The 23,384-nt window shown below is 61.5% G+C and carries 20 protein-coding genes; 3 read left to right on the plus strand and 17 right to left on the minus strand.

Features of this window, described 5'->3' with window-relative positions; genetic code table 11:
- The 12 genes from AADW22_RS00335 to puuE all read right to left on the minus strand — a co-directional run bounded on the left by AADW22_RS00335 (window position 1) and on the right by puuE (window position 13,407).
- Window positions 1-732: an SDR family NAD(P)-dependent oxidoreductase gene (locus tag AADW22_RS00335; RefSeq protein WP_407474012.1), complete on the minus strand. Its 732-nt coding sequence runs from the start codon at window positions 730-732 to the stop codon at window positions 1-3.
- The gene (locus tag AADW22_RS00340) at window positions 729-1,292 is read right to left on the minus strand and encodes a DUF3833 family protein (protein ID WP_064217046.1); all 564 of its coding nucleotides are present in this window, start codon (window positions 1,290-1,292) and stop codon (window positions 729-731) included. Before AADW22_RS00340 ends, AADW22_RS00335 begins: the two co-directional genes overlap by 4 nt.
- Complete coding sequence (locus tag AADW22_RS00345) at window positions 1,289-2,530, minus strand: MFS transporter (RefSeq protein ID WP_407474013.1); 1,242 nt, start codon at window positions 2,528-2,530, stop codon at window positions 1,289-1,291. The genes AADW22_RS00340 and AADW22_RS00345 overlap by 4 nt, the downstream gene beginning before the upstream one ends.
- Window positions 2,527-3,288: a DUF1365 domain-containing protein gene (locus AADW22_RS00350; RefSeq protein ID WP_407474014.1), complete on the minus strand. Its 762-nt coding sequence runs from the start codon at window positions 3,286-3,288 to the stop codon at window positions 2,527-2,529. The genes AADW22_RS00345 and AADW22_RS00350 overlap by 4 nt, the downstream gene beginning before the upstream one ends.
- The gene (locus AADW22_RS00355; RefSeq protein ID WP_407474015.1) at window positions 3,285-4,604 is read right to left on the minus strand and encodes an NAD(P)/FAD-dependent oxidoreductase; all 1,320 of its coding nucleotides are present in this window, start codon (window positions 4,602-4,604) and stop codon (window positions 3,285-3,287) included. The genes AADW22_RS00350 and AADW22_RS00355 overlap by 4 nt, the downstream gene beginning before the upstream one ends.
- A gap of 143 nt (window positions 4,605-4,747) precedes the next feature.
- On the minus strand, window positions 4,748-5,989 hold the full coding sequence (locus AADW22_RS00360) for a DNA recombination protein RmuC (RefSeq protein WP_184583452.1): 1,242 nt from the start codon (window positions 5,987-5,989) through the stop codon (window positions 4,748-4,750).
- Window positions 5,986-7,884: a DNA mismatch repair endonuclease MutL gene (gene mutL, locus AADW22_RS00365; protein WP_407474016.1), complete on the minus strand. Its 1,899-nt coding sequence runs from the start codon at window positions 7,882-7,884 to the stop codon at window positions 5,986-5,988. The genes AADW22_RS00360 and mutL overlap by 4 nt, the downstream gene beginning before the upstream one ends.
- Window positions 7,885-7,957: 73 nt before the next feature.
- Window positions 7,958-9,181: a urate hydroxylase PuuD gene (locus AADW22_RS00370; RefSeq protein ID WP_407474017.1), complete on the minus strand. Its 1,224-nt coding sequence runs from the start codon at window positions 9,179-9,181 to the stop codon at window positions 7,958-7,960.
- A gap of 11 nt (window positions 9,182-9,192) precedes the next feature.
- Window positions 9,193-10,635 carry a uracil-xanthine permease family protein gene (locus AADW22_RS00375; protein WP_005850223.1) on the minus strand — a complete coding sequence of 481 codons (1,443 nt, stop codon included), beginning with the start codon at window positions 10,633-10,635 and terminating at the stop codon, window positions 9,193-9,195.
- Between the two features lie 59 nt (window positions 10,636-10,694).
- Window positions 10,695-11,186 (minus strand): ureidoglycolate lyase, encoded by a 492-nt coding sequence (locus AADW22_RS00380; protein WP_132997884.1) that lies wholly within the window; start codon window positions 11,184-11,186, stop codon window positions 10,695-10,697.
- Window positions 11,183-11,998, minus strand: a complete 816-nt coding sequence (locus tag AADW22_RS00385) for a bifunctional allantoicase/(S)-ureidoglycine aminohydrolase (protein WP_132997883.1) — start codon at window positions 11,996-11,998, stop codon at window positions 11,183-11,185. The genes AADW22_RS00380 and AADW22_RS00385 overlap by 4 nt, the downstream gene beginning before the upstream one ends.
- Window positions 11,995-13,407 carry an allantoinase PuuE gene (puuE, locus tag AADW22_RS00390; protein WP_407474018.1) on the minus strand — a complete coding sequence of 471 codons (1,413 nt, stop codon included), beginning with the start codon at window positions 13,405-13,407 and terminating at the stop codon, window positions 11,995-11,997. The genes AADW22_RS00385 and puuE overlap by 4 nt, the downstream gene beginning before the upstream one ends.
- Window positions 13,408-14,010: 603 nt before the next feature.
- On the opposite strand from puuE, the gene uraH reads away from it, so the two are divergent.
- The 3 genes from uraH (at window position 14,011) to AADW22_RS00405 (ending at window position 17,854) form a co-directional block, all read left to right on the plus strand.
- Window positions 14,011-14,370, plus strand: a complete 360-nt coding sequence (uraH, locus tag AADW22_RS00395; RefSeq protein WP_005850231.1) for a hydroxyisourate hydrolase — start codon at window positions 14,011-14,013, stop codon at window positions 14,368-14,370.
- 93 nt (window positions 14,371-14,463) lie between these two features.
- Complete coding sequence (deoC, locus tag AADW22_RS00400) at window positions 14,464-15,465, plus strand: deoxyribose-phosphate aldolase (protein WP_005850232.1); 1,002 nt, start codon at window positions 14,464-14,466, stop codon at window positions 15,463-15,465.
- A gap of 49 nt (window positions 15,466-15,514) precedes the next feature.
- Window positions 15,515-17,854 carry an aldehyde dehydrogenase family protein gene (locus AADW22_RS00405; RefSeq protein WP_407474019.1) on the plus strand — a complete coding sequence of 780 codons (2,340 nt, stop codon included), beginning with the start codon at window positions 15,515-15,517 and terminating at the stop codon, window positions 17,852-17,854.
- Between the two features lie 79 nt (window positions 17,855-17,933).
- On the opposite strand, the gene AADW22_RS00410 is transcribed toward AADW22_RS00405, so the two are convergent.
- From AADW22_RS00410 to purH, 5 genes are all read right to left on the minus strand, one after another.
- Window positions 17,934-19,256 (minus strand): M16 family metallopeptidase, encoded by a 1,323-nt coding sequence (locus AADW22_RS00410; protein WP_407474020.1) that lies wholly within the window; start codon window positions 19,254-19,256, stop codon window positions 17,934-17,936.
- The gene (locus AADW22_RS00415) at window positions 19,253-20,596 is read right to left on the minus strand and encodes a M16 family metallopeptidase (protein ID WP_407474021.1); all 1,344 of its coding nucleotides are present in this window, start codon (window positions 20,594-20,596) and stop codon (window positions 19,253-19,255) included. Before AADW22_RS00415 ends, AADW22_RS00410 begins: the two co-directional genes overlap by 4 nt.
- Before the next feature lie 92 nt (window positions 20,597-20,688).
- Entirely contained in the window at window positions 20,689-21,192 is a 504-nt protein-coding gene (locus AADW22_RS00420; RefSeq protein WP_407474022.1) for a DUF3035 domain-containing protein, read from the minus strand.
- A gap of 62 nt (window positions 21,193-21,254) precedes the next feature.
- Window positions 21,255-21,764, minus strand: coding sequence for a signal peptidase II (gene lspA / locus AADW22_RS00425; RefSeq protein WP_243250782.1), 510 nt, complete (start codon window positions 21,762-21,764; stop codon window positions 21,255-21,257).
- A gap of 18 nt (window positions 21,765-21,782) precedes the next feature.
- The gene (gene purH, locus AADW22_RS00430) at window positions 21,783-23,369 is read right to left on the minus strand and encodes a bifunctional phosphoribosylaminoimidazolecarboxamide formyltransferase/IMP cyclohydrolase (RefSeq protein WP_009825464.1); all 1,587 of its coding nucleotides are present in this window, start codon (window positions 23,367-23,369) and stop codon (window positions 21,783-21,785) included.
- Window positions 23,370-23,384 lie beyond the last annotated feature (15 nt).

Raw genomic sequence — 23,384 nt, forward strand, 5'->3', positions numbered from 1 at the left:
TCACCCGAATAGACGGTAGTAGATGCCGTCGGGCAGGAACTGCGCCAGCCGGAAGAAAAGCGAGAACCCGAAGGGGAAGCTTTTCTTAAAGCTGCTGCCGCTCATATGCTCGACCACTTGCTGCGCAGCGGCCTCGGGCTCCATCAAAAAGGGCATCTTGAAGTCGTTCTTGTCGGTCAGCTGCGTGCGGATGAAACCAGGGTTGATCACCTGAACTTTCACGCCGGTCTTGCGCAGGTCGGCGTGCATACATTCCGCCAAGGACAAGGTGCCCGCCTTGGACGCCGTATAGCCGATAGACTTTGGCAGCCCGCGATAGGCCGTGAGGCTAGAGGTGATCACGATGTGACCCGCGTCGCGCTTGACCATATCGGGCACCACTTCGCCCATCACGCGCACCAGCCCGGTGAGGTTTACATCGATCATCGCGGTCGCATGCTCCGGCTCCCACTCCTGGGCCCCAAAGGGCCAATAGGCCCCCGCCAGATAGACAACCCCGTCCACCGGCCCGACGGCTTTGACCGCGGCGCGGATGCTGTCGATATCCTGCACGTCGATGGTCTGGTAGCTTGCCGAAACGGGCAGTTCATCGACCAGCGCCGCCAGCTTGTCTTCAGACCGGGCAGAGACGATGACCTCGGCCCCCAGTCGGCCCAGCTTATGTGCCAGTGCTTCGCCCAGTCCGGCGCTCGCCCCGATCAGCCAATAGCGTTTTCCTGTCCATTCGGTCATGCTGCGTCCTTTCTGCGGATGGTGGCGACCAATTCGGCCACCTTCACCCCAAATTTTCGGAACTGACTGCGGTTGATGATCGTGCCATCGCCGGTCAGATACATCCAGTCCACGGTATTCAGCAGGTGCCCGCCCACGTCATCAGGCAGCCTGATGGTGTATTTCGACTGCACCGTCGCACCGACGTTGCGGCCCTTGGCCGTGCCTTTGACGTCCGGGGCGGTGGCGGTGAAATGCCCCGTCTCGCCCAATGTGATCGTCCATGTGCGGTCTTGGGTCGTGTTGTCGTCATAGACGAAATGTTCTTCGATACATGCGGTGTCGCCGTCCCATGTCACGTTGAAATCTGCCACGAAACTGCTGGTGACCCGCCCCGCGGGGCCAAAGATTACGCCTTCGCAGACCATCGCCCCGTCCAGATGTTTCCTCATGTCAAAGACAGTGTAGTCATCCGCATAATCCGACGGCTTTTGCGCAGGGAAATCGGTGATCCGCCGCCGCGCCAGCCAGATTGCGGCCACCACTGCGGCCCCCAGAGCAAACTGCAACATGTCCATCATTCTTCATCATCCTTTTGCATCGGCGTGGCGGCCAGAAAACCGATGGCCAACAGCTTGAGCCCGCAAGGCACGCCGGCATAGAGCCATATGAGCGTCGAGATTGCCACCGGTCCATTGCCCGTCGTACCGCTGTCAAAGCCGGACGCCTGCAGGGTGGGAAGTAGCGTTATCGCCGCGAAGGCAAGGGCGAATTTCGACACCAGCGACCACAGCCCGAACCCCTCGGCGGCCTGCGGGGCGACCACCGCCATCCGCGCGGAGAACATCGCGGGCAGCAGTGTCAGGTCGGCCCCCAGCACCGCGCCAGAGGCGATGCAGACCAGCACGAACCACGCCACATCCCCCGCCCCCAGCAGCAAAGTCCCTGCAAACACAAGGATCGCCAAGCCCATTGCGGACAGCAGGACGGGTTTGGGGCTGAAACGCTCTGCCAGCTTGCCCCACAACGGCGCGGCCACAGCAGCCGAAAGAAAGAAGAGCAACAGCAGCGCCCCCGCCCACCCCGGTGCGCGCAGCACGCTTTCGACGTAGAACAGAAATAACGTAGATGTGACCGCGACAGGGGCCGCATTGAACAGCGCGATCAGCAGCAACCGACGGGCAATCGGATCGCGCAACACCACGGCGATCCCCGTCGGACCCGCGATATCCGCGCCGCGCCATTCGCCCCGCATGGCAAGGACACTGCCCAGACCAAGTGCGGCAAAACCGATGGCAAACCCTGTAAACGGGGCCCCCATCACCAGCCCCAGCATCACAGGCAGGACCGAGGCCGCGCAGACGCCTAGCAACGCCCCCGTCTCGCGCCAGCGCGCCAGCACCAGATGCCCGCGCCCGGGCAGCAGCGCGGCTTTGGCGACCCCTTGCGCATAAAAGCAGATCGTCAGAAAGCTGAACGCCGAAAACACCCCCGTCAGTGTCAGCGCGAACCACATCAGCGGCGGCAGCAAGGGCGGCACTGCAAACAGGGCAAACATCGATACAGCCATCAGGGCGACACCGACGGCGACAGCCGTGCCGCGCCTGTGACGCAAGGCTTGCGATAGCCGCCCCAGCAGCGGGTCCTGCACCACATCCAACAGGCGCAGCGCAAAAAGCACCGTGCCCAAAGCCCCGAGAGACACCCCGTATTCATCAACAAAGAACTTGGGTGCGTGAATATAAATCGGCAGCCCCGCCGCCGCCAGAAGCGACGCAAACAGCGCATAGGCAGGCAGTTGATGTGCCGAACGGGTCACGTGCCCGACACGTCTTTCACCGGCGGTTCAGGACGCGGGCGATAGCCGCCGCCTTTCCACCACAGCTTTAGCGCCTGCCAGTGGATCAAGGCCAACACCCGCCGCGCCCCGAAGGGACGCCGAAGCAGCGACCACAGGATTGCCCGGTTCGTGAGAGGGCCACGACGGCCCGTCAGGGTGGCGATCAAGCCCCCTTCGGACTGGGTATAATCGATCCAGACACCAATACGGTCGGCGCGGATATCAAAGCGAAAACTGTATCCCCCTTCGACCGGCTGAAATGGCGATACGTGGAAAATCTTGGTCGCGTGCAGATGATCAGTGGCCGTGATCGGGCGCAGGTCATCGTGGTGGCATAGATAGCTGTGCCGGTCTCCGAAGGTATTCGATACCTCTGATATCACGGCGATCAGCGCCTCGTCCGCGCGGTGGCACAGCCAAAAGCTAACAGGGTTGAACACATGCCCCAGCACGCGCGGTTGCGCCATCAACTCTATCCGCGCGACGCCCGTGACCTCGTGGTGCGCCAGAACATCGCGCACCCACGCGGCCCCGCGACCCGCGCCTTTGGCTCCGCCGTGGTCTTCGTCCCACAGCGATGTCACGGCCCCGCGGTTGCGCCCGAACAACGCTGGTGTTTGCAGCGATGCCTCTGCATCCAGAACCACGTAATCGACCGAATAGCGAAAGCTGTTTTCGACCGCCCCCTTGCGCCCATGATAGGTCACACCACGGATATGATCGACGCCGGCGCTCATTCTGCGGCCAATGCGACCTTTGCCTTGGCCCGCAGCCCCTGCACCACGTCAACCGCGCTAGAGAGCCCGTCCTCGTGGAAGCCATGCTTCATCCAGGCGCCGCAGAACCAGGTATTCTGCGTGCCGTTGAAGGCGCGCACCTGCTCTTGTGCGGCCAGCGCGCCCAGATCATAGACCGGATGGCGCAGGGTGACCTGATCATAGATCAGCTCTTCGCGGATCGGGCGCTTGGTATTGAGCGTCACAAAATGCGGGTCGTCCATCGGGATCGGTTGCAGCGAGTTCATCCAGTAGGTCAGGTCGATCCGGTCGGACTTCTGCCCCTGATCCTCGGCATAGATCCACGAAGCCCAGGTCTTGCGCAGCTTGGGCATAACAGAGGCATCGGCATGTAGTACCACGTCGTTGGGCTGGTATTTCACCGCACCCAAGGCAGCACGCTCTGCCGCGCTTGGGTCGGCCAAAAGGGCAAGCGCATCATCGGAATGGCTCGCAAAGACGACCTCGTCAAACGCTTCCCATTCCGCGCCATGGGTTTTCACCTCTGCGCCCAAGGGCGTGCGGCGGACGGATTGCACCGGCGTGCCAAGGCGAATGTCGGCGCCCTTGGCTGTCAGCGATGCCCCCAGACGGTTCACATATTCCTGCGACCCGCCCTTAACCGTATACCACTGGTGCTGGCCTGTGTGGCTCAGCAAGGCGTGGTTCTCGAAGAAGTCGATCATGGAATAGGCTGGGAAATCCATGATCTTGTCCACCGGCGTCGACCAGATCGCGCCCGACAGCGGCGTCAGGTAGTATTTGCGAAAATATTCACCCGCGCCAAGCTTGTCCAAGAACCCCGCGATGGTCAGCGTACGGTCCTGCGCCAGCTTGGTCGCCGTGCTGTTGAACCGCACGATATCGGTCAACATACGCAGGAATTTCGGATTCAGCGCATTGCGCCGCTGCGCGAAGATCGAATCCAGCGTCATCAGCCCGTATTCCAACCGCCCCCCATCGATGGAGGCCCCGAAGCTCATGTTGGATTTGACCACCGGCACGTCGAGCTCTTTGAACAGCGCGGCGAGGTTGGGATAATTGGCGTAGTTGAACACGATAAAGCCCGTATCTACAGGCTGGTCGCCGTTCTTGCCCGCCATCTTCGTGCGCGCGTGCCCCCCCAGACGGGGGCAGCTTTCGAACAAGGTCACCTGATGGTCGTCGCCCAGCATATGCGCCGCCCCCATGCCGGAAATACCCGCGCCGATGACGGCAATCTTTCGGTGGCCTGCCAAAGAGTGGTTCTGTGGCGGGTCGATGGCTTCAAATGGCATAAGGCGAGAATTTCCAGTCTGTCAGGTTTGTATCGGCACTTTCGGTGATACACGGGCTGGACGGTACATGAGTTGCAGTTAATCAGACACTAACTACGACTTTTTGTGACACCCTTGTCGTGGCTCCTCGCTTAGATAGCCCGTCAGGGCCGTTTGTCAGGGCGCGAAAGCGGCACAACGCGATTATCCTGCTCTGACAGTTCTTCGAAATCGAAATTATCCAGTTTGGCCGCACGTTTACCCGCGCGTTCAGCAGCCGTGCCCAAGCCTTCAAGATCAGCGCGGGCCTGCCCGAAATGGGTGTTCAGCTTGCCCACACGTTCGACCACGATCTCGACATCGCGGTGCAGCATCTTGAGCGTTTTGCGGATGGCCCCTGCCTGTTCCCGCATCCGCGCATCCTTGAGGATCGCGCGCATCGTATTCAGCGTTGCCATGCAGGTGGTCGGCGATACGATCCAGACCCGCGCATCAAAACCTTCGCGGACGAGTTCAGGGAAGTTCGCATGCAGCTCGGCATAGACCGCTTCCGAGGGCAGGAACATCAGCGCGCCATCCGCGGTCTCGCCCTCGATGATGTATTTCGTGGTGATCGCCTGAATATGCGACTTGACCGCAACCCGCATGGCGCGGGCAGCATCCTTGACCTCGTATTCCGTCTTGGCACGGCGCAGGGCTTCATAGGCTTCAAGCGGGAATTTACTGTCGATCACGATCGGGCCGGGCGGGTTCGGCAGGTGGATCAGGCAATCCGCGCGCCTGCCGTTGGAAAGCGTCGCCTGCATTGTGTAACTGTCACTTGGCAACGCCTTAGAGACGATATCATGCAGCTGGATCTCACCGAATGCACCACGGGTCTGTTTATTGCTCAGGATATCCTGCAGCGACAACACGTCGCCCGACAGTTTGGTGATATTGTCCTGCGCCTTGTCAATCGCGGCCAGCCGTTCCTGTAGCTGGGTCAGGCTGGTCGTCGTCTGCTTGCTGGAACCGTGAAGCGTCGCGCTCATGCGTTCCTGCATCTCTGCCAAGGACCGGGCAGAGCGGGCCGCGTTCTCGGCCAGCCGGTCCTGCATTTGTTGCTGCACATGGGCCATGCGGGCCTCGATGCTTTGCACCATCTGGGCCTGTGCATTGGCTTGGGTATCCGACACGGTTTGCAAGCCCCCGCGCAGTTGTTCCTGCCCCATGCCAAGCTGTTGCACATGGCCGCCCAGTATTTGCATCTGTCGCGCCAACGGGGCCGCGACCCGCGCAGACCGCCCCGCTGCACGCACCGCCATCACCAGCAGGATCAGCACCAGCAAGACCACGCCCCCGCCGCCAATCAGCAGCAGCATGGCAGGGTCTGTCAGCGCGTAGGTTTCACCGCCAAGCTGGATCATGTGCGCCCGAACAGACGTTCGATATCGCTCAACTTCAGCTCGACATAGGTGGGGCGGCCGTGGTTGCATTGGCCGGAATGGGGCGTCGCCTCCATCTCGCGCAGCAGCGCGTTCATTTCCTCGCCCCGCATCCAGCGGCCCGAGCGGATGGAACCGTGACAGGCCACACGGCTGAGGATCGCCTCGATCCGGGCCTGTAACGTGTTGCTTTCGTTCTGATCGGCGAGCTCATCAAGGATATCCAGCACCATCGCCTTGGCGTCCACTGTGCCAAGGATCGCGGGCGTTTCGCGCACGGCAATCGCACTGCCGCCAAAAGGTTCGATCCCCAGTCCAAAGCGCGCGAGGTCTTCCGCGACCTCAAGCAGCCGCGCGCAGTCCGACGCTGACAGATCAACAATCTCGGGAATCAGCAAGGCCTGCGCCGCGACACCGTTTTCGGCCATCTGGCGTTTCAGCTTTTCATAGACCAGTCGTTCATGCGCTGCGTGCTGGTCCACGATGACCATGCCCGTCGCCGTCTGTGCGATGATGTAATTCTCGTGCACCTGTCCCCGCGCGGTCCCAAGGGGGAAGTCCGGCGCGGGTTCGGCGGCGGGCGTGTGTGCGTCATGGGTCCGAGTGTCGTGGGTCTGGACGTCAGCGCCGCCAGCCTCGTACTGGGGGGGCGTTTCAACACGGCCCCACATGCCGGCGGTTTCGGCAAAGCCGGGTTCGGGCGCTTGCGCCTGATAGGCAGCGCTGCGCGCACCAAGCGAGGGGCGGTCCATCTGATACACCCGCGCACCGGGCTGTTCGGGGCGCATCGCCCCCAAAGTCGCATTCGCCACGGTGGTCGAGGCGCGGTGCCCCGCATCCGCCAGCGCATGGCGCAGCGCCGATACGATCAACCCGCGTGCCAGTCCGGGATCGCGAAAGCGCACTTCGGATTTGGCGGGGTGGACGTTGACATCCACAAGCTTGGGATCGCAATCGACGAACAATGCGGCGGCGGGATGGCGGTCACGGCTCAGCAGGTCGAAATAAGCGCCGCGCAACGCCCCCACCAGCAGCTTGTCACGGACGGGACGCCCGTTCACAAACAGGTATTGCGTCACGGCAGAGCCGCGCGAATAGGTCGGCAGGGCCGCGTAGCCCGTCAGGTGCAGCCCTTCGCGTTCGGCATCGATGGCCAGCGCGTTTTCAGCAAACTCGCGCCCCAGCACCTGCGCCAAACGCCCGTGCAGCGCGGCGAACATATCGCCCTGTTCGGCCTCGGCGCGAAACACCTCGCGGCCCGGTCCGTCTCCGGACACATCGCGCAGGGTGAAACGCACGAAGGGTTCCGCCATCGCCAGCCGCTTGATGATGTCAGAGATCGCCTGCGCCTCGGCGCGATCGGTGCGCAGGAATTTCAACCGTGCGGGCGTGGCAAAGAAGAGATCGCGCAGGGTGACGACGGTGCCACCATTCAGCGCAGCAGGGCGCACAGGGCCGGTCACGCCGCCGTTGACCGAAATCTCTGCCCCGTCCTGTCCCGCAACTCGGCTGCAAATGGTCAGCCGCCCGACAGCCCCAAGCGAGGGCAGCGCCTCGCCGCGAAAACCGAAGGTGTGGATGTTCAGCAGGTCCGTCCCGTCGATCTTCGAGGTCGCGTGCCGGGACAGCGCCAGCGTCAGATCGTCCGCGGCGATGCCGCAGCCGTCGTCGGTGACGCGGATCAGCGTCTTGCCACCATCGGCATATTCGACCGTGATTTGCCGCGCGCCCGCATCAATTGCGTTCTCGACCAGCTCCTTGACCGCTGAGGCAGGGCGTTCGACGACCTCTCCTGCGGCGATACGATTAATCGCCGAGTCGTCGAGCTGCCGGATCACCGGGAAATTTTCGCTTATATTGGGGTTTGGATGCGCCATGCGGCTAGACCTAGCATAGAGGCGCGCGATTCTGAAAGCCGCGAATGCGGATGGTTAACGCTCGTCGGCGACGTTAATCCTGTGTGGCTGCATTGAACCAGGCGACGATCTCGGCACGTTCGCTGGCCTGCATATGGCTCAGGTTTGCAGGGGGCATCGCATCGGTCACGCCCGCTTGCAAATAGATCTGTTTGGCCGCGCTGGCGATCTGATGTTCTGTCTCAAGCCGGATGGATTTCGGCGGCCAAAGCAGCCCGTCCCACGCGGGTTCCGCCGCATGACACATGCTGCACCGACCGCGCACGATATCATGCACCCGGTCAAACCCGTCGGCCTGGGCAAAACGCAGTGCGGGGCCGGTGGCCTCTTCCGGCTCGACGCTGCGGAACATCGGCGCGGTCGACAGCCACATGATCGTGACGAACAACAGCGCGGTGACCGCCCATGTCCATGTCGGATTGCCCTGACGCGCGTGCAGGCTGTTGAAGTAATGGCGGATCGTGACCCCCATCAGAAACACCAATGCCGCAATCAGCCAGTTCATTTCCGACGCGAAGGCCAGCGGGTAGTGGTTGCTGAGCATCAGGAAGATGACCGGCAAGGTCAGATAGTTGTTATGTGTGCTGCGCTGTTTGGCGATCTTGCCGTATTTCGCATCCGGCACCCGCCCCGCCTTGAGGTCGGCCACCACGATCCGCTGGTTCGGCATGATGATGAAGAACACGTTCGCCGACATGATCGTCGCCGTGAACGCGCCCAGATGCAGCAACGCTGCACGCCCCGAAAAGACCGAGGTATAGAAATAGGCCATCCCCACAAGGATCACATAGAGGCCGATCATCAGCCGTGTGTTGTTATCGCCGAATTTGCTTTTGCAGATCTGGTCGTAGACCAGCCAACCAAAGCCAAGCGACAACAGGGAAATCCCCACGGCCTGCCAGTTCGCCAGATCTGCGACAGTGGGATCGACAAGATAGAATTCCGCCCCGAGGTAGTAGACCAGGATCAGCAAAGCAAAGCCGGAAAGCCACGTCGAATAGCTTTCCCATTTGAACCAGATCAGATCGTCGGGCATCTGTGCGGGGGCCACCAGATATTTCTGCACGTGGTAGAACCCGCCGCCGTGAACCTGCCATTCTTCTCCGTCCGCGCCGGTTTTGAGGTTGCGGTCGCGGTGCAGGCCCAGATCCAGCGCGATAAAGTAGAACGACGACCCGATCCACGCGATGGCCGTGATGACATGCACCCAGCGAACGGCAAACTCGATCCAAGCGCCAATGGCGGCCATATCGTACATGGGGTGGCTCCTTAGTGTAGCGTCTTGGGTGTATGCGGCAGTTTACCCTTGGAACTGCCCGACAACCCGCCCGAGACTTCCTCGGTTGATTCCTCTGCCAGTTCTTCGGGCAGAAGCAGGTTCAGTACAATAGCAATCAGCGCCGCGGGAAGCAGACCGCTGGTCAGCAGGATCTTGGCCGTGTCGGGCAGGTGTTGCACCGCGCCGGGCTCCAGCTGAAGCCCCAGACCGATCGAGATCGAGATGGCAAAGATCACCATATTGCGGCGGTTCCAGTCCACGTCGGACAACATCGACATGCCAGCGGCCACGACCATGCCGAACATCACGATAACCCCGCCGCCCAAAACCTCGATCGGGATGGTGCGGATCACGCCGCCGACCTTGGGGACCAGCCCGCAGAGGATCAGGAACAGCGCGCCGACGGTGACGACGTGGCGGCTCATCACGCCTGTCATGGCGATCAGGCCGACGTTCTGGCTGAAGGATGTGTTGGGCAGCCCCCCAAAAAGACCGGCGACGGCGGACCCGATCCCGTCGGCATAGGTCGCGCCCTGGATTTCGCGGTCGGTCGCTTCGCGGCCCGCGCCGCCCTTTGTGATCCCGGCGACGTCACCCACGGTTTCAATCGCCGAGATAAACGCCATCAGACAAAAGCCGATGATCGCCGCTGCCGAGAACTCGAACCCGTATTTCAGCGGATTGGGCAGCGCGAAGGCGGCAGAGCGTGACCACGACCCGCTGATGTCGCCAAAGCTGAGCATCCCCACGGCCAGCGCATAGATATACCCCACGATCAAGCCGATCAGCACAGCCGAGATCGACAGCATCCCGCGGGTGAAAAACTTGATCCCCAATGTGACAAAGATCACCACCAGCGCGGCCGACCAATTCAGCAGGCTGCCATAGGCAGGCGTGCCAATCGCGGGCACACCACCGGCAGCGTATTGGATCCCCACCTTGACCAGCGCCAGGCCGATCATCGTGACCACCAACCCCGTAACAAGCGGCGGCAGCGCAAATCGGATCTTGCCGATGAACAGCCCCAGAAAGGCGTGGAACATGCCGCCGATCACAACGCCTCCGAACAGCGCGGCAAGCCCGTCCACACCCTTACCCGCCACCAGAGGGATCATGATGGGGATGAACGCGAAAGACGTGCCCTGCACAATCGGCAGCCCTGCCCCGACAGGCCCCAGCGTCAGCGTTTGCAGCAGCGTCGCGACACCGGCAAACAGCATCGACATCTGGATCAGGTACAGCAGTTCGGGAAAGTCGGGCGAGTTCGACCCGAACCCAAAGCCCGCCGCGCCCGCGATGATGATGGCGGGGGTGACATTGGACACGAACATTGCCAGCACGTGCTGAACACCCAGAGGAATAGCGCGATACAGCGGCGGCATGTAATTGGGGTCGCGCAGTTGTTCCGGCGTGCCGATGGCGTGGCGTGTCATATCAAATGTCCCTTGTTGATCACTGGCCGCTATTTGTGCGGTCCGATTATCTGCGGGGTTTACCCCTTGATCACATAAGGCGGGTCCAGCGGGTATTCGTCAAGGTTGGGGCTGGTGCCGATGCGGTCCACCACGGCGAAAAGACCGGGCTCTGCCAAAGGGGTAAGCACGCCGTGCCATGTCCCGCGGTGAAAGTTCACGCCTTGATGCGGTGCCGTCAAGAACGCCAGCGGTGTGCCGGGGGTATCGCCCTCGTCGGGTGCCACGATCACAAGAAACGGCGCGCCCGTCAGCGGCAGGAAGGCTTGCGACCCTTCGGGATGCCGTTCAAGCAGGTCCAACTGGTAGGGCAGGCTACGGGCCTGCGCGTTAAAGATGCTGATGCCCGCGCGACCGTCGGGCCCGAAATCCAGCTTTGCCAGATCATGGTGCCGCCCACACAGCCCCGCGTTGATGATCCGGTCCGGCGCGCCCGACGCGTCCAGCACTTCACCGAAAGGGGCGAAGGCATCTGCGGTCAGGGGCTGAACGGTGATCTCGCGCGGGCTCATAGCGACAGCGGCATGTGGCGGTTCACATCCTTATACAGCAGATAGCGGAAGGGTTCTTGCCCCGTTGCGATACAGGCCTGCGGACAAAAAGCGCGTAGCCACATGAAATCGCCCGCTTCAACCGGCACCCAGTCGCGGTTCAGCAAATAATCCGCCGTGCCCTGAATGACGTAAAGCCCGTGTTCCATCACATGGGTCTCTGCGAAAGGGATGCGCCCGCCCGGTTGGAAGGTCACGATATTGACGTGCATGTCGTGGCGCAGATCGCCTGGGTCCGCGAAACGCTGGGTCGCCCAAGCGCCATCGGTATCGGGCATGGCAATCGGCGCGACTGCGTCGTCATGGGTCACGAATGCCTCTGGCGCATCCAAGCCGTCCACGGGCACATAGCGCTTGCGCACCCAGTGCAGGCCGCAAGGCGTATCGCCGGTGTTCCAAAGCGTCCATTTGGCCGCAGGGGGAATATAGGCGTAAGACCCTGCCACAAGATCATACCCCTGCCCGTCCAGCGTCAACCGCGCGCGGCCTGTGGCCACGAACAAGACCGCTTGCGCCTGCGCGTCCGGCTCGGGTGTGTCGCTGCCACCCTTGGGGGCAAGCTCTACCGCGTATTGTGCGAAGGTTTCGGCAAATCCTGTCAGCGGCCGCGCCAGCACCCAAGCGCGTGTGTTCACCCATCCGGGCAGCAGGCTGGTCACGATGTCCCGCTGCACCGAAGCAGGGATCACTGCGTAGGCGTCCGTGAACACAGCCGTGCTTTCAGGAGAGACAGTCTGGTCCGGCAGACCGCCGGGGGGGAAGGCATAGGTCATAGCATATCCTCTAAACGCAGCCGTGCGATCCGTTCGACCTGTGCACATGCGGTGGTAAATTCATCTTCGGTTGCGTTGGCGATGCGGGTCTCGAACTGGCGCAGGATGCCGTCCTTGTCGTGATCCTTCACCGCGATGATAAAGGGAAACCCGTGTTTCGCGACGTATTGGCTGTTCAACGTCTCGAAGCGCGTACGCTCGGCATCGGTCAAGGCGTCCAGCCCGGCGCTGGCTTGTTCTTGCGTGCTTTCAGCCGTCAGCCGTTTGGCTGCCGCCAGCTTGCCCGCCAGATCGGGGTGCGCGGTCAGCACGCCCAAGCGTTCCGCCCGCGTCGCCGACCGGAACATCCGCGCCAAAGCATTATGTATCCCCGCAACAGAGTTATGCGCGGGCCCAAGTTCAAGGTCATAGGCGCGTTCGGCGATCCACGCTGAATGTTCGAACACCCCACCGAATTTCGCGACAAAGCTGGCGCGGTCCATCTGGTCCAGACGCAGGCGCGGCTGAGGCGGATGGGTGTCACGCCAATGGTCTGCGATGTCGATGCGGCGCGGCGTCCAGACGCCTTCGAACCCTTTGATGTAGTCGATAAAGCGTTTCAGCGCCTGTATCCGTCCGGGCCGCCCGATCAGACGGCAATGCAGCCCGACCGACATCATCTTGGCCTGCCCGGCGCTGCCTTCGGCATAAAGCGCATCGAAGGTATCGCGCAGATAGGCATAGAACTGATCGCCCGAATTAAAGCCCTGCGGCGTGGCAAAGCGCATATCGTTGCAATCAAGAGTATAGGGGATAATCAGCTGATCGCGCCCTGCTACCTGCATCCAATAGGGCAGATCATCGTCGTATGTATCCGAGATATAGTCGAAGGCCCCCGTCTCCGCCGCCAGCGCGACCGTGTTCACAGAGCTGCGCCCCGTGTACCAGCCACGCGGCGCTGTGCCGACGACCTCGCGGTGCAGGCGGATCGCCTCGTCCATGTCGGCGCTTTCAACCTCGGCGGTGTGATCCTTATAGTCGATCCATTTCAGCCCGTGGCTTGCGATTTCCCAATCGGCCTGGGTCATCGCCTCTACCTGCTGCGGGGACCGCGCCAAGGCGGTGGCGACGCCATAAACGGTAACAGGGATATCCGCTCCGGTGAACAGGCGGTGCAACCGCCAAAAGCCCGCCCGCGCGCCGTAGTCATAGATGGATTCCATGTTCCAGTGACGTTGCCCCGGCCAAGGGGCGGCCCCGACGATCTCGGACAGGAAGGCCTCTGATGCGGCATCCCCGTGAAGCAGACAGTTCTCGCCGCCCTCCTCGTAGTTCAGCACGAATTGCACCGCGATCCGCGCGCCGCCCGGCCATTGTGCATCAGGCGGTGTGGGGCCGTAGCCGTGAAAATCACGAGGGTAGCGTGTCATGGGATCGTCCTTTGGTCAGCGCCTGCGCGCGCGGGGAAACCGCGCGCTGCGGGCCGTTGTTTTAGTCAACCAACGGTTTTCTGGCACTGATTTTTCGCAATGTACAGCCAGCCAACCCTTCCCGAAAGGTCGGCCGGCTGCCAGATCGGCTCGAGTGGCCCTGCTCTCTTATAGCGAAAGTTCTAAGGCGCTGGCCGGCCTGAAACTCAAACACATACGGGGGGCATATCGGGCGGGAAAGTGAGTGGAAGGGGCCGCTCTTGCTGCGCTATGCAACACGAGTCCTGTCGGCCCCTGCCCAATGATCGTCGCACCACGTGCGACTTGCCCGATCATAAGAATTCTGTCCCCCAGAATACATACTCGGATTGTATGGGTCGCTGGCAGGCAACACCTCCGATTGAATGTTGTGTACCATATAGGCGCAGGATGATTCGCGGCTCAAGCAAAAACGATTCGGTAGGCGAATTATTTTTCACCATCGCCCGAATCACCGCCTCTTTCAGCGCGGACGCGCCCAGAAAGCCGCCCATCAATCCGCCATTGACCTAGCCCGACACCCGCCTATCGTAAGGGTCCAACGGATCAGGAAAGACCCCACCCATGGCAAACGGCTACTTGACGACGCATGTTCTGGACACCGCCCGCGGCCGCCCCGCAGGCGGGCTGGAAATCACGCTTTACCGGATCGAGGGGGCCAACCGCATGAAACTGGTGCAGATGACCACCAATGCTGACGGTCGCACTGACACGCCGATCTTGCCCAAGGGCCAGTTTGCGGCTGGCACCTACGAGCTGGTGTTCGAAGCCGGGGCCTATCTTGATGCCATCGGAGCGGAGCCCGAAGCACCGCGTTTCCTGGACCAGATCCCCCTTCGCTTTGGCATTTCGGATGCGGATGCGCATTATCACGTGCCGCTTTTGCTATCGCCGTTCGGCTATTCAACCTATCGCGGCAGCTGAACGCCGCTGGCGGATGTGACGTGAGGGCGCGATGCTTGCATTGCGCCGTTGCCCCGTGGCACATTGCCTGTCTGATCAGACAGGAAAGCGCCCATGTCCACGCATGTATATGACCCGACCGAACTGGCCCAAAGCCACCTGCCACAGGTGACGGAACCCCGCAATCCGGGGATGCCGCTGGATATGGATTGGGTGCGCGCCGTACAGGTGAACTCCTCTGCGGTGGAGCGCCGCGCCGCGGGTTTGCCCGCGCGCCGTTCCGTGAAGAAAGAGTATCAGGCCGCGTGGCTGCTGCGCGCCGTCAGCTGCATCGACCTGACCACGTTGTCAGGGGATGATACCGCCCGCCGTGTCGAGCGGCTTTGTGCGAAGGCACGTCAACCGATTGCGCCCGCGCTGCTGGACGCGCTTGGCATGTCGCAGATCACCGTGGGCGCGGTCTGTGTCTACCACGAGATGATCGCCCCCGCCAAAGCAGCACTGCAGGGCACCGGCATCCCGATTGCCGCCGTCTCGACAGGATTTCCCGCCGGTCTCTCCCCGTTCGAGCTGCGTCTGCGCGAGATCGAGATGAGCGTCGCCGCCGGAGCCGCCGAGATCGACATCGTTATTTCGCGCCGCCATGTGCTGTCAGGTGACTGGCAGGCGCTTTATGATGAAATGCGCGCCTTCCGCGCCGCTTGTGGCGATGCGCATGTCAAGGCGATCCTCGCGACCGGAGAGTTGGGCAGCCTGCGCAATGTCGCGCGTGCCTCGCTGATCTGCATGATGGCGGGTGCTGACTTCATCAAGACCTCCACCGGTAAGGAAAGCGTTAATGCGACCCTGCCCGTGACCCTCGTGATGATCCGCGCGATCCGCGACTATTTCGACCGCACCGGCTTCCGCGTTGGCTACAAGCCCGCGGGCGGGATATCGAAGGCGAAGGACGCGCTGGTCTATCTGGCCATGATGAAAGAGGAATTGGGCGACCGCTGGTTGCAGCCCGACCTGTTCCGTTTCGGGGCCTCGTCGCTGTTGGGCGACATCGAACGTCAGCTCGACCACCATGTGTCGGGCAGCTATTCCGCAAGCCATCGTCACGCCATCAGCTGAGCCGCGTGAAACCAATGTCGGATTTGAGTATTTTGAAAAGGGTGAACCCATGAGCGTGTCCGAAATCTATGAAACCATGGACTATGGGACGGCACCGGAAAATGCCGCTGACGCACTGGCGTGGCTGGTCGATCAGGGCAGCCGTTTCGGGCATTTCATCGACGGCGCGTTCACCGAGGCGCGGGATGATTTCGAAAGCCGCAACCCCGCCAATGGCAATGTGCTGGCAACGTTGACGCAGGCCAGCCAGGCAGAGGTCGACACCGCGGTTGCCGCGGCGCGCAAGGCACAGCCCAAATGGGCCAAGCTGGGCGGGCACGGACGGGCGCGGTTCCTTTATGCGCTGGCGCGGTTGTTGCAAAAACACAGCCGGTTGTTCGCCGTGCTGGAAACGCTGGATAACGGCAAACCCATCCGCGAGGCGCGCGATGTAGATGTGCCCTTGGCGCAGCGGCATTTCTATTACCACGCGGGCATGGCCCAGTTGATGGAGTCCGAGCTACCCGACGCAGACGCGCTTGGCGTATGCGGGCAGATCATCCCGTGGAACTTCCCGCTGCTGATGCTGGCGTGGAAGGTGGCCCCTGCTTTGGCGATGGGGAATACGGTGGTATTGAAACCGGCGGAGTATACGTCGCTGACCGCGCTGCTGTTTGCCGATATCTGTGTGCAGGCGGGCCTGCCCAAGGGTGTCGTCAATATTGTCACCGGTGACGGTGCCGTGGGCGAGATGATCGTGCAGGCTGAGGTAGACAAGATCGCCTTTACCGGATCGACCCCTGTCGGGCGGCGCATCCGCGAGGCGACCGCCGGAAGCGGCAAGGCGCTGACGCTCGAGCTGGGGGGCAAGTCGCCCTATATCGTGTTCGACGATGCGGATCTGGATTCGGCCGTCGAGGGGTTGGTGGATGCGATCTGGTTCAATCAGGGGCAGGTCTGCTGTGCAGGCTCTCGCCTGCTGGTGCATGAGCCCGTGGCGGATCGGTTCTATGCTAAGCTGCGGGCGCGGATGGCGAAGCTGCGGGTCGGTGATCCGCTGGACAAATCCGTGGATGTGGGCGCGCTGGTGGACCCCGTTCAGGTGCAACGCGTGACCGAAATGGTCGCCGCCAACACCGGTGGCGAGGTGTTTACCGCAGGCGATATCCCCGCGACCGGATGCTATTATCCGCCCACATTGATCACCGGCATGAACCCTGCCGATCCGTTGATGCAGGACGAGATCTTTGGCCCCGTGCTGGTATCCACCACCTTCCGCACCCCTGCCGAGGCGGTCGAGCTGGCCAATAACACCCGTTACGGGCTGGCGGCGACGGTCTGGTCCGAGAATATCAACCTCGCGCTGGATATCGCGCCCAAGCTGGTATCGGGCATCGTCTGGGTGAATGGCACCAATATGATGGATGCGGCGGCGGGCTTTGGCGGTGTGCGCGAAAGCGGCTTTGGCCGCGAAGGCGGCTGGGAAGGGCTGGCGGCCTATACCCGTCCGAAAACCACGCAAAAACCGTTGAAAGAGATCACGGCCTTTTCCGGCAGCGGCACGCCAACGGACCCGATCGACCGGACAGCCAAGCTTTATATCGGCGGCAAGCAAAGCCGCCCTGACAGCGGCTATTCCGCTCCGGTCTGGGGCAAGTCCGGCGATCTGCTGGGCCATGTCTCGCTCGCGTCGCGCAAGGATGTGCGCAATGCCGTGGAAGCGGCTCATGCCGCAAAGGGGTGGAGCAAGACCACCGGTCATCTGCGCGCGCAAATCCTCTATTACATCGCTGAAAATCTGGCGGCACGCGGGGATGAATTCGCACGGCGTCTGGATGCGATGCAGGGCGCTAAAACCGGTAAATCCGAAGTCGATCTCGCGGTCAAACGTCTGTTCACCTATGCGGCGTGGGCCGACAAGTATGATGGGCAGGTGCATGGCGTGCCGATCCGCGGCGTGGCGCTTGCCATGAAGGAACCTGTGGGCGTCATTGGTGCGCTTTGCCCGGCGGAGGCACCGTTGCTGGGGCTGATCTCTTGCATGGCACCGGCGATTGCGATGGGTAACCGGATCATCTTGTCCGCCAGCGGCCCCTTCCCGCTTGCTGCGACGGATTTCGTGCAGGTGCTTGAAACCTCTGACGTGCCGGCGGGTGTGGTGAATATCTTGACCGGCCCGCAGAAGGACACCGCCGAAACACTGGCGCGGCATATGGACGTGGATGCGGTCTGGAGCTTTGGCGACAAGGCGCAAAGCGAAACCGTCGAGCGGGCCAGCGCGCAAAACCTGAAGCGCACATGGGTCAACAACGGTATGGCCCGCGACTGGGACGGCGCAGAGGGTGAAGGCAAAGCGTTCTTGCACGCCGCGACCGAGGTCAAGAATATCTGGATCCCTTACGGCGAATAACCTGCCGATGTCTTGAAACGAATAGCGGGCGCTGAGAAGCGCCCGTTATTTGTGTCCGGTCCTGTGTTGGAGGCAGCGGTCAGTCGCTTCCCTGCGCTGTGGCCTCGATCCCTTCGGGTTGGCCGACAACAACAAAGGCCAGCCCGTCAGGGTCCAGCAGGTCGCCGGCAACACGTTTCACATCGTCCAGCGTCACCGCTTCGACCTTGTCGTTGCGCGTGGCGATATAGTCGATGGGCAGGTCGATCATCTGCATCCCCACAAGGATGCTCGCGATGGTCTGGTTGCCGTCAAAACGCAGCGGGTAGGAGCCTGTGATATAGGTCTTGGCATCGTCCAACTCTTGCTGGGTCACGCCCTCGGCCGCGGCTTTGGCCCATTCGTCCTTGATCACATCCATCGCCTGCCCGATCCGGTCGTTCGCCGAACTGACCGATCCTTGCCATGTTTCAGCCAGATCCATCGGCACCAGATAGGAATAGACGCCATAGGTCAGCCCGCGTTTCTCGCGCACTTCGGTCATCAGACGGCTTTCAAACGATCCACCGCCAAGCACTTGGTTCAACACGGTCGCGGCAAAGAAATCATCATCCTTCTGGGAAATGCCCTTTTGCGCAAAAATCGCGACGGATTGGGGCGTCGGAAAATCGACGACCGTGGTGCCTGACGGGATAGAGACCTCGGCCTGTGGGGGCAGCGGTGCACCGGTTTCGGGCAGGTCGCCCAACAGTTCGTCAAGCATCAGGCCCAGCTCTTCTGGCGTGATGTCCCCCACCGCACCGATGAAGATACGGTCGCGCGCCAGCACAGCCTTATGTGCCGCGACAAGGTCATCGCGTGTCAGAGCGGTCACTGTTTCTTCGGTTCCGCTGAGCGGCGAGCCGTAGGGGTGATCGCCATACAGCAGCTCGTCCATCTTTTTGCGCGCGATATCGTTCGGGTCTTTCGCGCTGGAGCGGATCCCCGAAAGCACCTGCCCGCGCACCCGTTCAATCGCATCCGGGTCAAACCGGGGCGTCTGCAACGCCTGTTTCAACAACGCGATCGACGCGTCCTGATTTTCGGTGAGAAACCGCGAGGATACGGAAAGCGCGTCGTCATCCACGCTGAACCGAAAGCTGCTGGCCAGCCCTTCGGCGGCACGGGCGAACTCGCGTGCGTCCATGTCACCGGCCCCCTCTTCCAGCAGGCCCGTCATCAGGTTGATTGCGCCGCGTTTTTCGGGGGCATCCAGCGATGCACCGCCGCGAAAGCGCACATCAAGTGCGACGAAGGGGATCGAATGTTCCTCTACCAGCCACGCGGTGATGCCACCGGGGGACGTCACCTCTTGGATGTCCACCTCGGCACGGGCGGGCAGCGCGGCCAGAACCGTCAGGACGATTGCGTAAAACAGTCTCATTCCGTCACCTCTTCGCGCATCAGCCACCCTGTGACAGAGGCTTCGCGGTTAAACACATCTTTGGCGGCCTGCATGATGTCTTCGGCTGTCACGGCCTCAAGCACATCCGGCCAGTCCTGCACGTCCTGCACGGTCAACCCGATGGCAAGGGCGCTGCCATAGCGGTTGGCGACGCTGTCGGCGTTATCGCGGGCATAGATTTGTTCGGCACGGACCTGTTGCTTGATCCGTTCAAGTTGCTCGGCATCCACCCCGTCTTTCATGAAACCCGCGATGGCGGCGTCCATGGCATCTTCGGCGTCCTGCAAGGACACGCCCGGTTGCGGCACGACGACAAGGTTAAAAGTCGTATCGTCCAGCGATTGACCGCTATAGAACGCCGCTGAATAGGTCGCGACAGGCGCGTCAAACTGCAGTTTTTCGGCGAAATAGGATGTGGTGCCACCGCCCAGCAGTTCGGCCAACATGGTCAGGGCCGCTGCGGTTTTCTGGTCGCCGGGATCCCGCTCCTGCGCCAGATAGGACCGGCTGACGTATTCCTGTGCAACGCGGTCATCGCGAAAGATCAGGCGACGTTCGGCGGTCTGTGGCGGCTCTTGCGTCCGCGATCGGTCGGGCAGATCCGGATTGGCGGGGATCTTGCCGTAATACTGTTCTGCCAGGGTGCGAACGTTTTCAGGCTCTACATCCCCAGACACGACAAGGATCGCGTTGTTGGGGGAGTAATACAGCTTGTAGAAATCCAGCGCATCCTGCAGGTCCAGCGAGCGCATCTCGTGCATCCATCCGATGATCGGCGTGCCGTAGCGGTGGTTGAGGTATTGCGCAGCATTAAGCTGTTCACGGAACAGCGCGCTCGGGTCATTTTCGGTGCGCTGGTTGCGTTCTTCGATAATCACATCCCGTTCGGTCGCGATGTTTTCCGGTGTCAGACGGATGTTTTTCATCCGGTCGGATTCCATCTGCATCATCAGTTCAAGCCGGTCTGCGGCAACCCGTTGGAAATAGGCGGTATAATCATAACTGGTGAAGGCGTTATCGCGCCCGCCATTCTTGGCAACCGTGGCTGAAAACTCGCCCGACTCCATTTTGTCGGTGGCTTTGAAAAGCAGGTGTTCCAGAAAATGCGCCACGCCCGACGACCCTTTGGGTTCGTCCGCCGAGCCAGCGCGGTACCACACCATCTGCTGCACAGCGGGGGCGCGGTGGTCTTCGACGACCACGACCTCCATCCCGTTGTCCAAAGTGAAATGCGTGACGTCTTCGTTGTCACGCGCAAGCGCGGCTGTGGTGGGCAGCGCAAGCGCCAATAAGGCCCCGAGGGCCGGTAATCTGATCATGGTCGGTCCTTTGAGCAGGGTCCTGAGACCTCTTACTTACGCCACCCCACGGGGTGATCAAGGGACCTAACAGAATTGTAATTCGGCCAGCGTCACTCTGCCGGAGGAGCGGAGGGCGTGCGTGCACCGGCCCGACGCCAGCGCGCGGCCTCGCGGGGGGCATCCAGGATCTGGCGTTTGTAGGCTTGGTCGTAGCGATCTGTCGGCACGATCTTGATCTGCGTGAACCGCGCCTTGCGCTTGCGGAACGCAGCATCGGTTTCGGCAAGTTCCTGACGGATGTTCGCCGCCACGCCCATGCGGCTGGCCTGTTGCACCAGCGCGGCGTCCGAGGCGGGGATGCCTGTCGTATTGCTTTGCGGTGTGCCGCCAAAGGCCAAAATCCCTTCGGCAACCGCGTTGCGGTCCGTCAGGTTCGCCTGCCCCGGCGTTGGCACGGGCAGCGCGTTATAGCTGTCAGGCTGCTGCAAGGGTTTAGAGGGCTGGACCATGAATTCGTCAGGCCCTTTCGCAGTGCTGCGAATGTCCCGCAGGCCAGTGTTGCCGCAGGCCCCAAGGGCAAGCGGTAGCAAGACAAGAGCGGCGACAAAGCGCATGACGGATCTCCTTAAGGACTTGTTAAGGTCTTTGTACCAATATCGCAGTCACGCGGTAATTGTCACTGGCCTTTTTTCTGGGCCTTTTTCGGTGTGGCTTTCGCCGGTTTTTTGGTGTCGCCGGTAAAGTAAATCAGCCCCAAAGCGCCCGCAAAAATGAAGATATCGGCGATGTTGAACACGAAAGGATTATTGATACCGCAACAAGACATGTTCAAGAAATCAAGCACATAGCCGTAGATCAGGCGATCAACCACATTGGCCAAGGCCCCCCCGATCAGCAGACCTGCGCTGATATTGGCCCAAATGCTCATGGTTTGGCGGCTTGCCCAGATCAGCACGCCCACACAGATTGCACAGGCCAGCCCGATGAGGATCCAACGACTTGCGTCGGACCCATCACCGAAAAGGCCAAAATTGATCCCGCGGTTCTCGCCGTAGCGAAAGTTGATCAGCGGCGGCAATACGTCGATGGACCGGATACGGCTAAGCTCCATCGTATGCACGACAAGATACTTGCTGAGCTGATCCGCAAGAAACGCCGCAAAACCGGCCCAAAAAATAGTACGCATAACGACCGCTTTCCGTGGTTAGTGGCGGAAGTGGCGCATGCCGGTAAAGACCATGGCAAGCCCGGCCTCATCCGCTGCTGCGATCACTTCGTCATCCCGCATCGACCCGCCGGGCTGGATAAGCGCTGTCGCCCCTGCTTCTGCGGCAGTGATCAACCCGTCAGCAAAGGGGAAGAACGCATCGGAAGCGACGACAGAGCCCTGCGTCAGCGGTGCGGGCAAGCCCATGGCTTCGGCCATATCCTGCGCTTTGCGTGCGGCGATACGCGTGCTGTCGACGCGGCTCATCTGGCCGGCACCGACGCCCACGGTCGCGCCATCCTTGACGTAGATGATCGCGTTGGATTTCACGTGTTTCGCGACGGTCCAGGCGAACATCAGGTCCGACAGCTCTTGATCGGACGGCTGCCGCTTTGTCACGACCTTCAGGTCATCCATGGTGATGCGGCCAACGTCTTTGTCCTGCACCAGATAGCCCCCCGACACCTGACGGAACGACAACGCCGCCTGTGCCGGATCGGCCAGACCGTTAGTGGTCAGCAAGCGCAGGTTCTTCTTCTTGCCAAAAATCTCCATCGCTTCGGGTGTAGCGTTCGGCGCGATCACGACCTCGGTAAAGATCGCGCTGATCGCCTCGGCTGTTTCGGCGTCAAGCGTCTGGTTCAGCGCGATAATCCCGCCAAAGGCGCTGGTGCGGTCGCAGTCGAACGCGCGGGTATAGGCATCCACCATCGACGTGCCTTGCGCCACGCCGCAGGGATTGGCGTGCTTGATGATCGCACAGGCAGGCCCATTGGCCGGATCGAATTCGCTGACCAGTTCAAAGGCCGCATCAGTGTCGTTGATATTGTTATACGACAGTTCTTTACCCTGATGTTGGGTCGCCGTAGCAACACCGGGACGTGCCGAGCCATCGGTGTAGAAGGCCGCTTGCTGGTGGGGGTTCTCGCCGTAGCGCAAGGTCTGCGCCAGCGTGCCGCCCACGGTACGACGACGCGGGGTGTCCCCGACCTGCGCGGCCATCCATGTGCTGACAGCCGTGTCATAGGCCGCCGTGCGGGCATAGGCCGTCTGCGCCAAACGCTGGCGCAGCGCATAGGTGGTCTGCCCGTTATTCTCGGACAGTTCGTTGATCACTGTCGTGTAGTCTTCGACATCGACGATCACATTCACAAAACCGTGGTTCTTCGCGGCAGAGCGGATCATCGCAGGGCCACCGATATCGATATTCTCGATCACCTCGGCATATTCCGCCCCTTTGGCGACGGTTTCTTCAAAGGGATACAGGTTCACCACAACCAGATCGATCGCGCCAATGTCATGTTTGTCCATCGCCGCGACGTGTTCGTCATTGTCACGCAGCGCCAGCAACCCACCGTGCACGACGGGGTGCAGCGTCTTGACCCGACCGTCCATCATCTCGGGGAAACCGGTGACCTCGGACACATCTTTCACCGTCAGACCTGCGTCGCGCAGCGCCTTGGCGGTGCCGCCGGTGCTCAGCAATTCGACCCCATGCGCCGCGAGCGCCTGCCCAAGCTCGACCAGACCGGTCTTGTCAGATACGGAAAGAAGCGCGCGGGAGACGGGGTGAAGATCAGGCATCGGGGAGGTTCCTTT

It is taken from the genome of Sulfitobacter sp. PM12 (assembly GCF_045586035.1).
In the GTDB taxonomy this organism is placed as follows: domain Bacteria; phylum Pseudomonadota; class Alphaproteobacteria; order Rhodobacterales; family Rhodobacteraceae; genus Sulfitobacter; species Sulfitobacter pontiacus.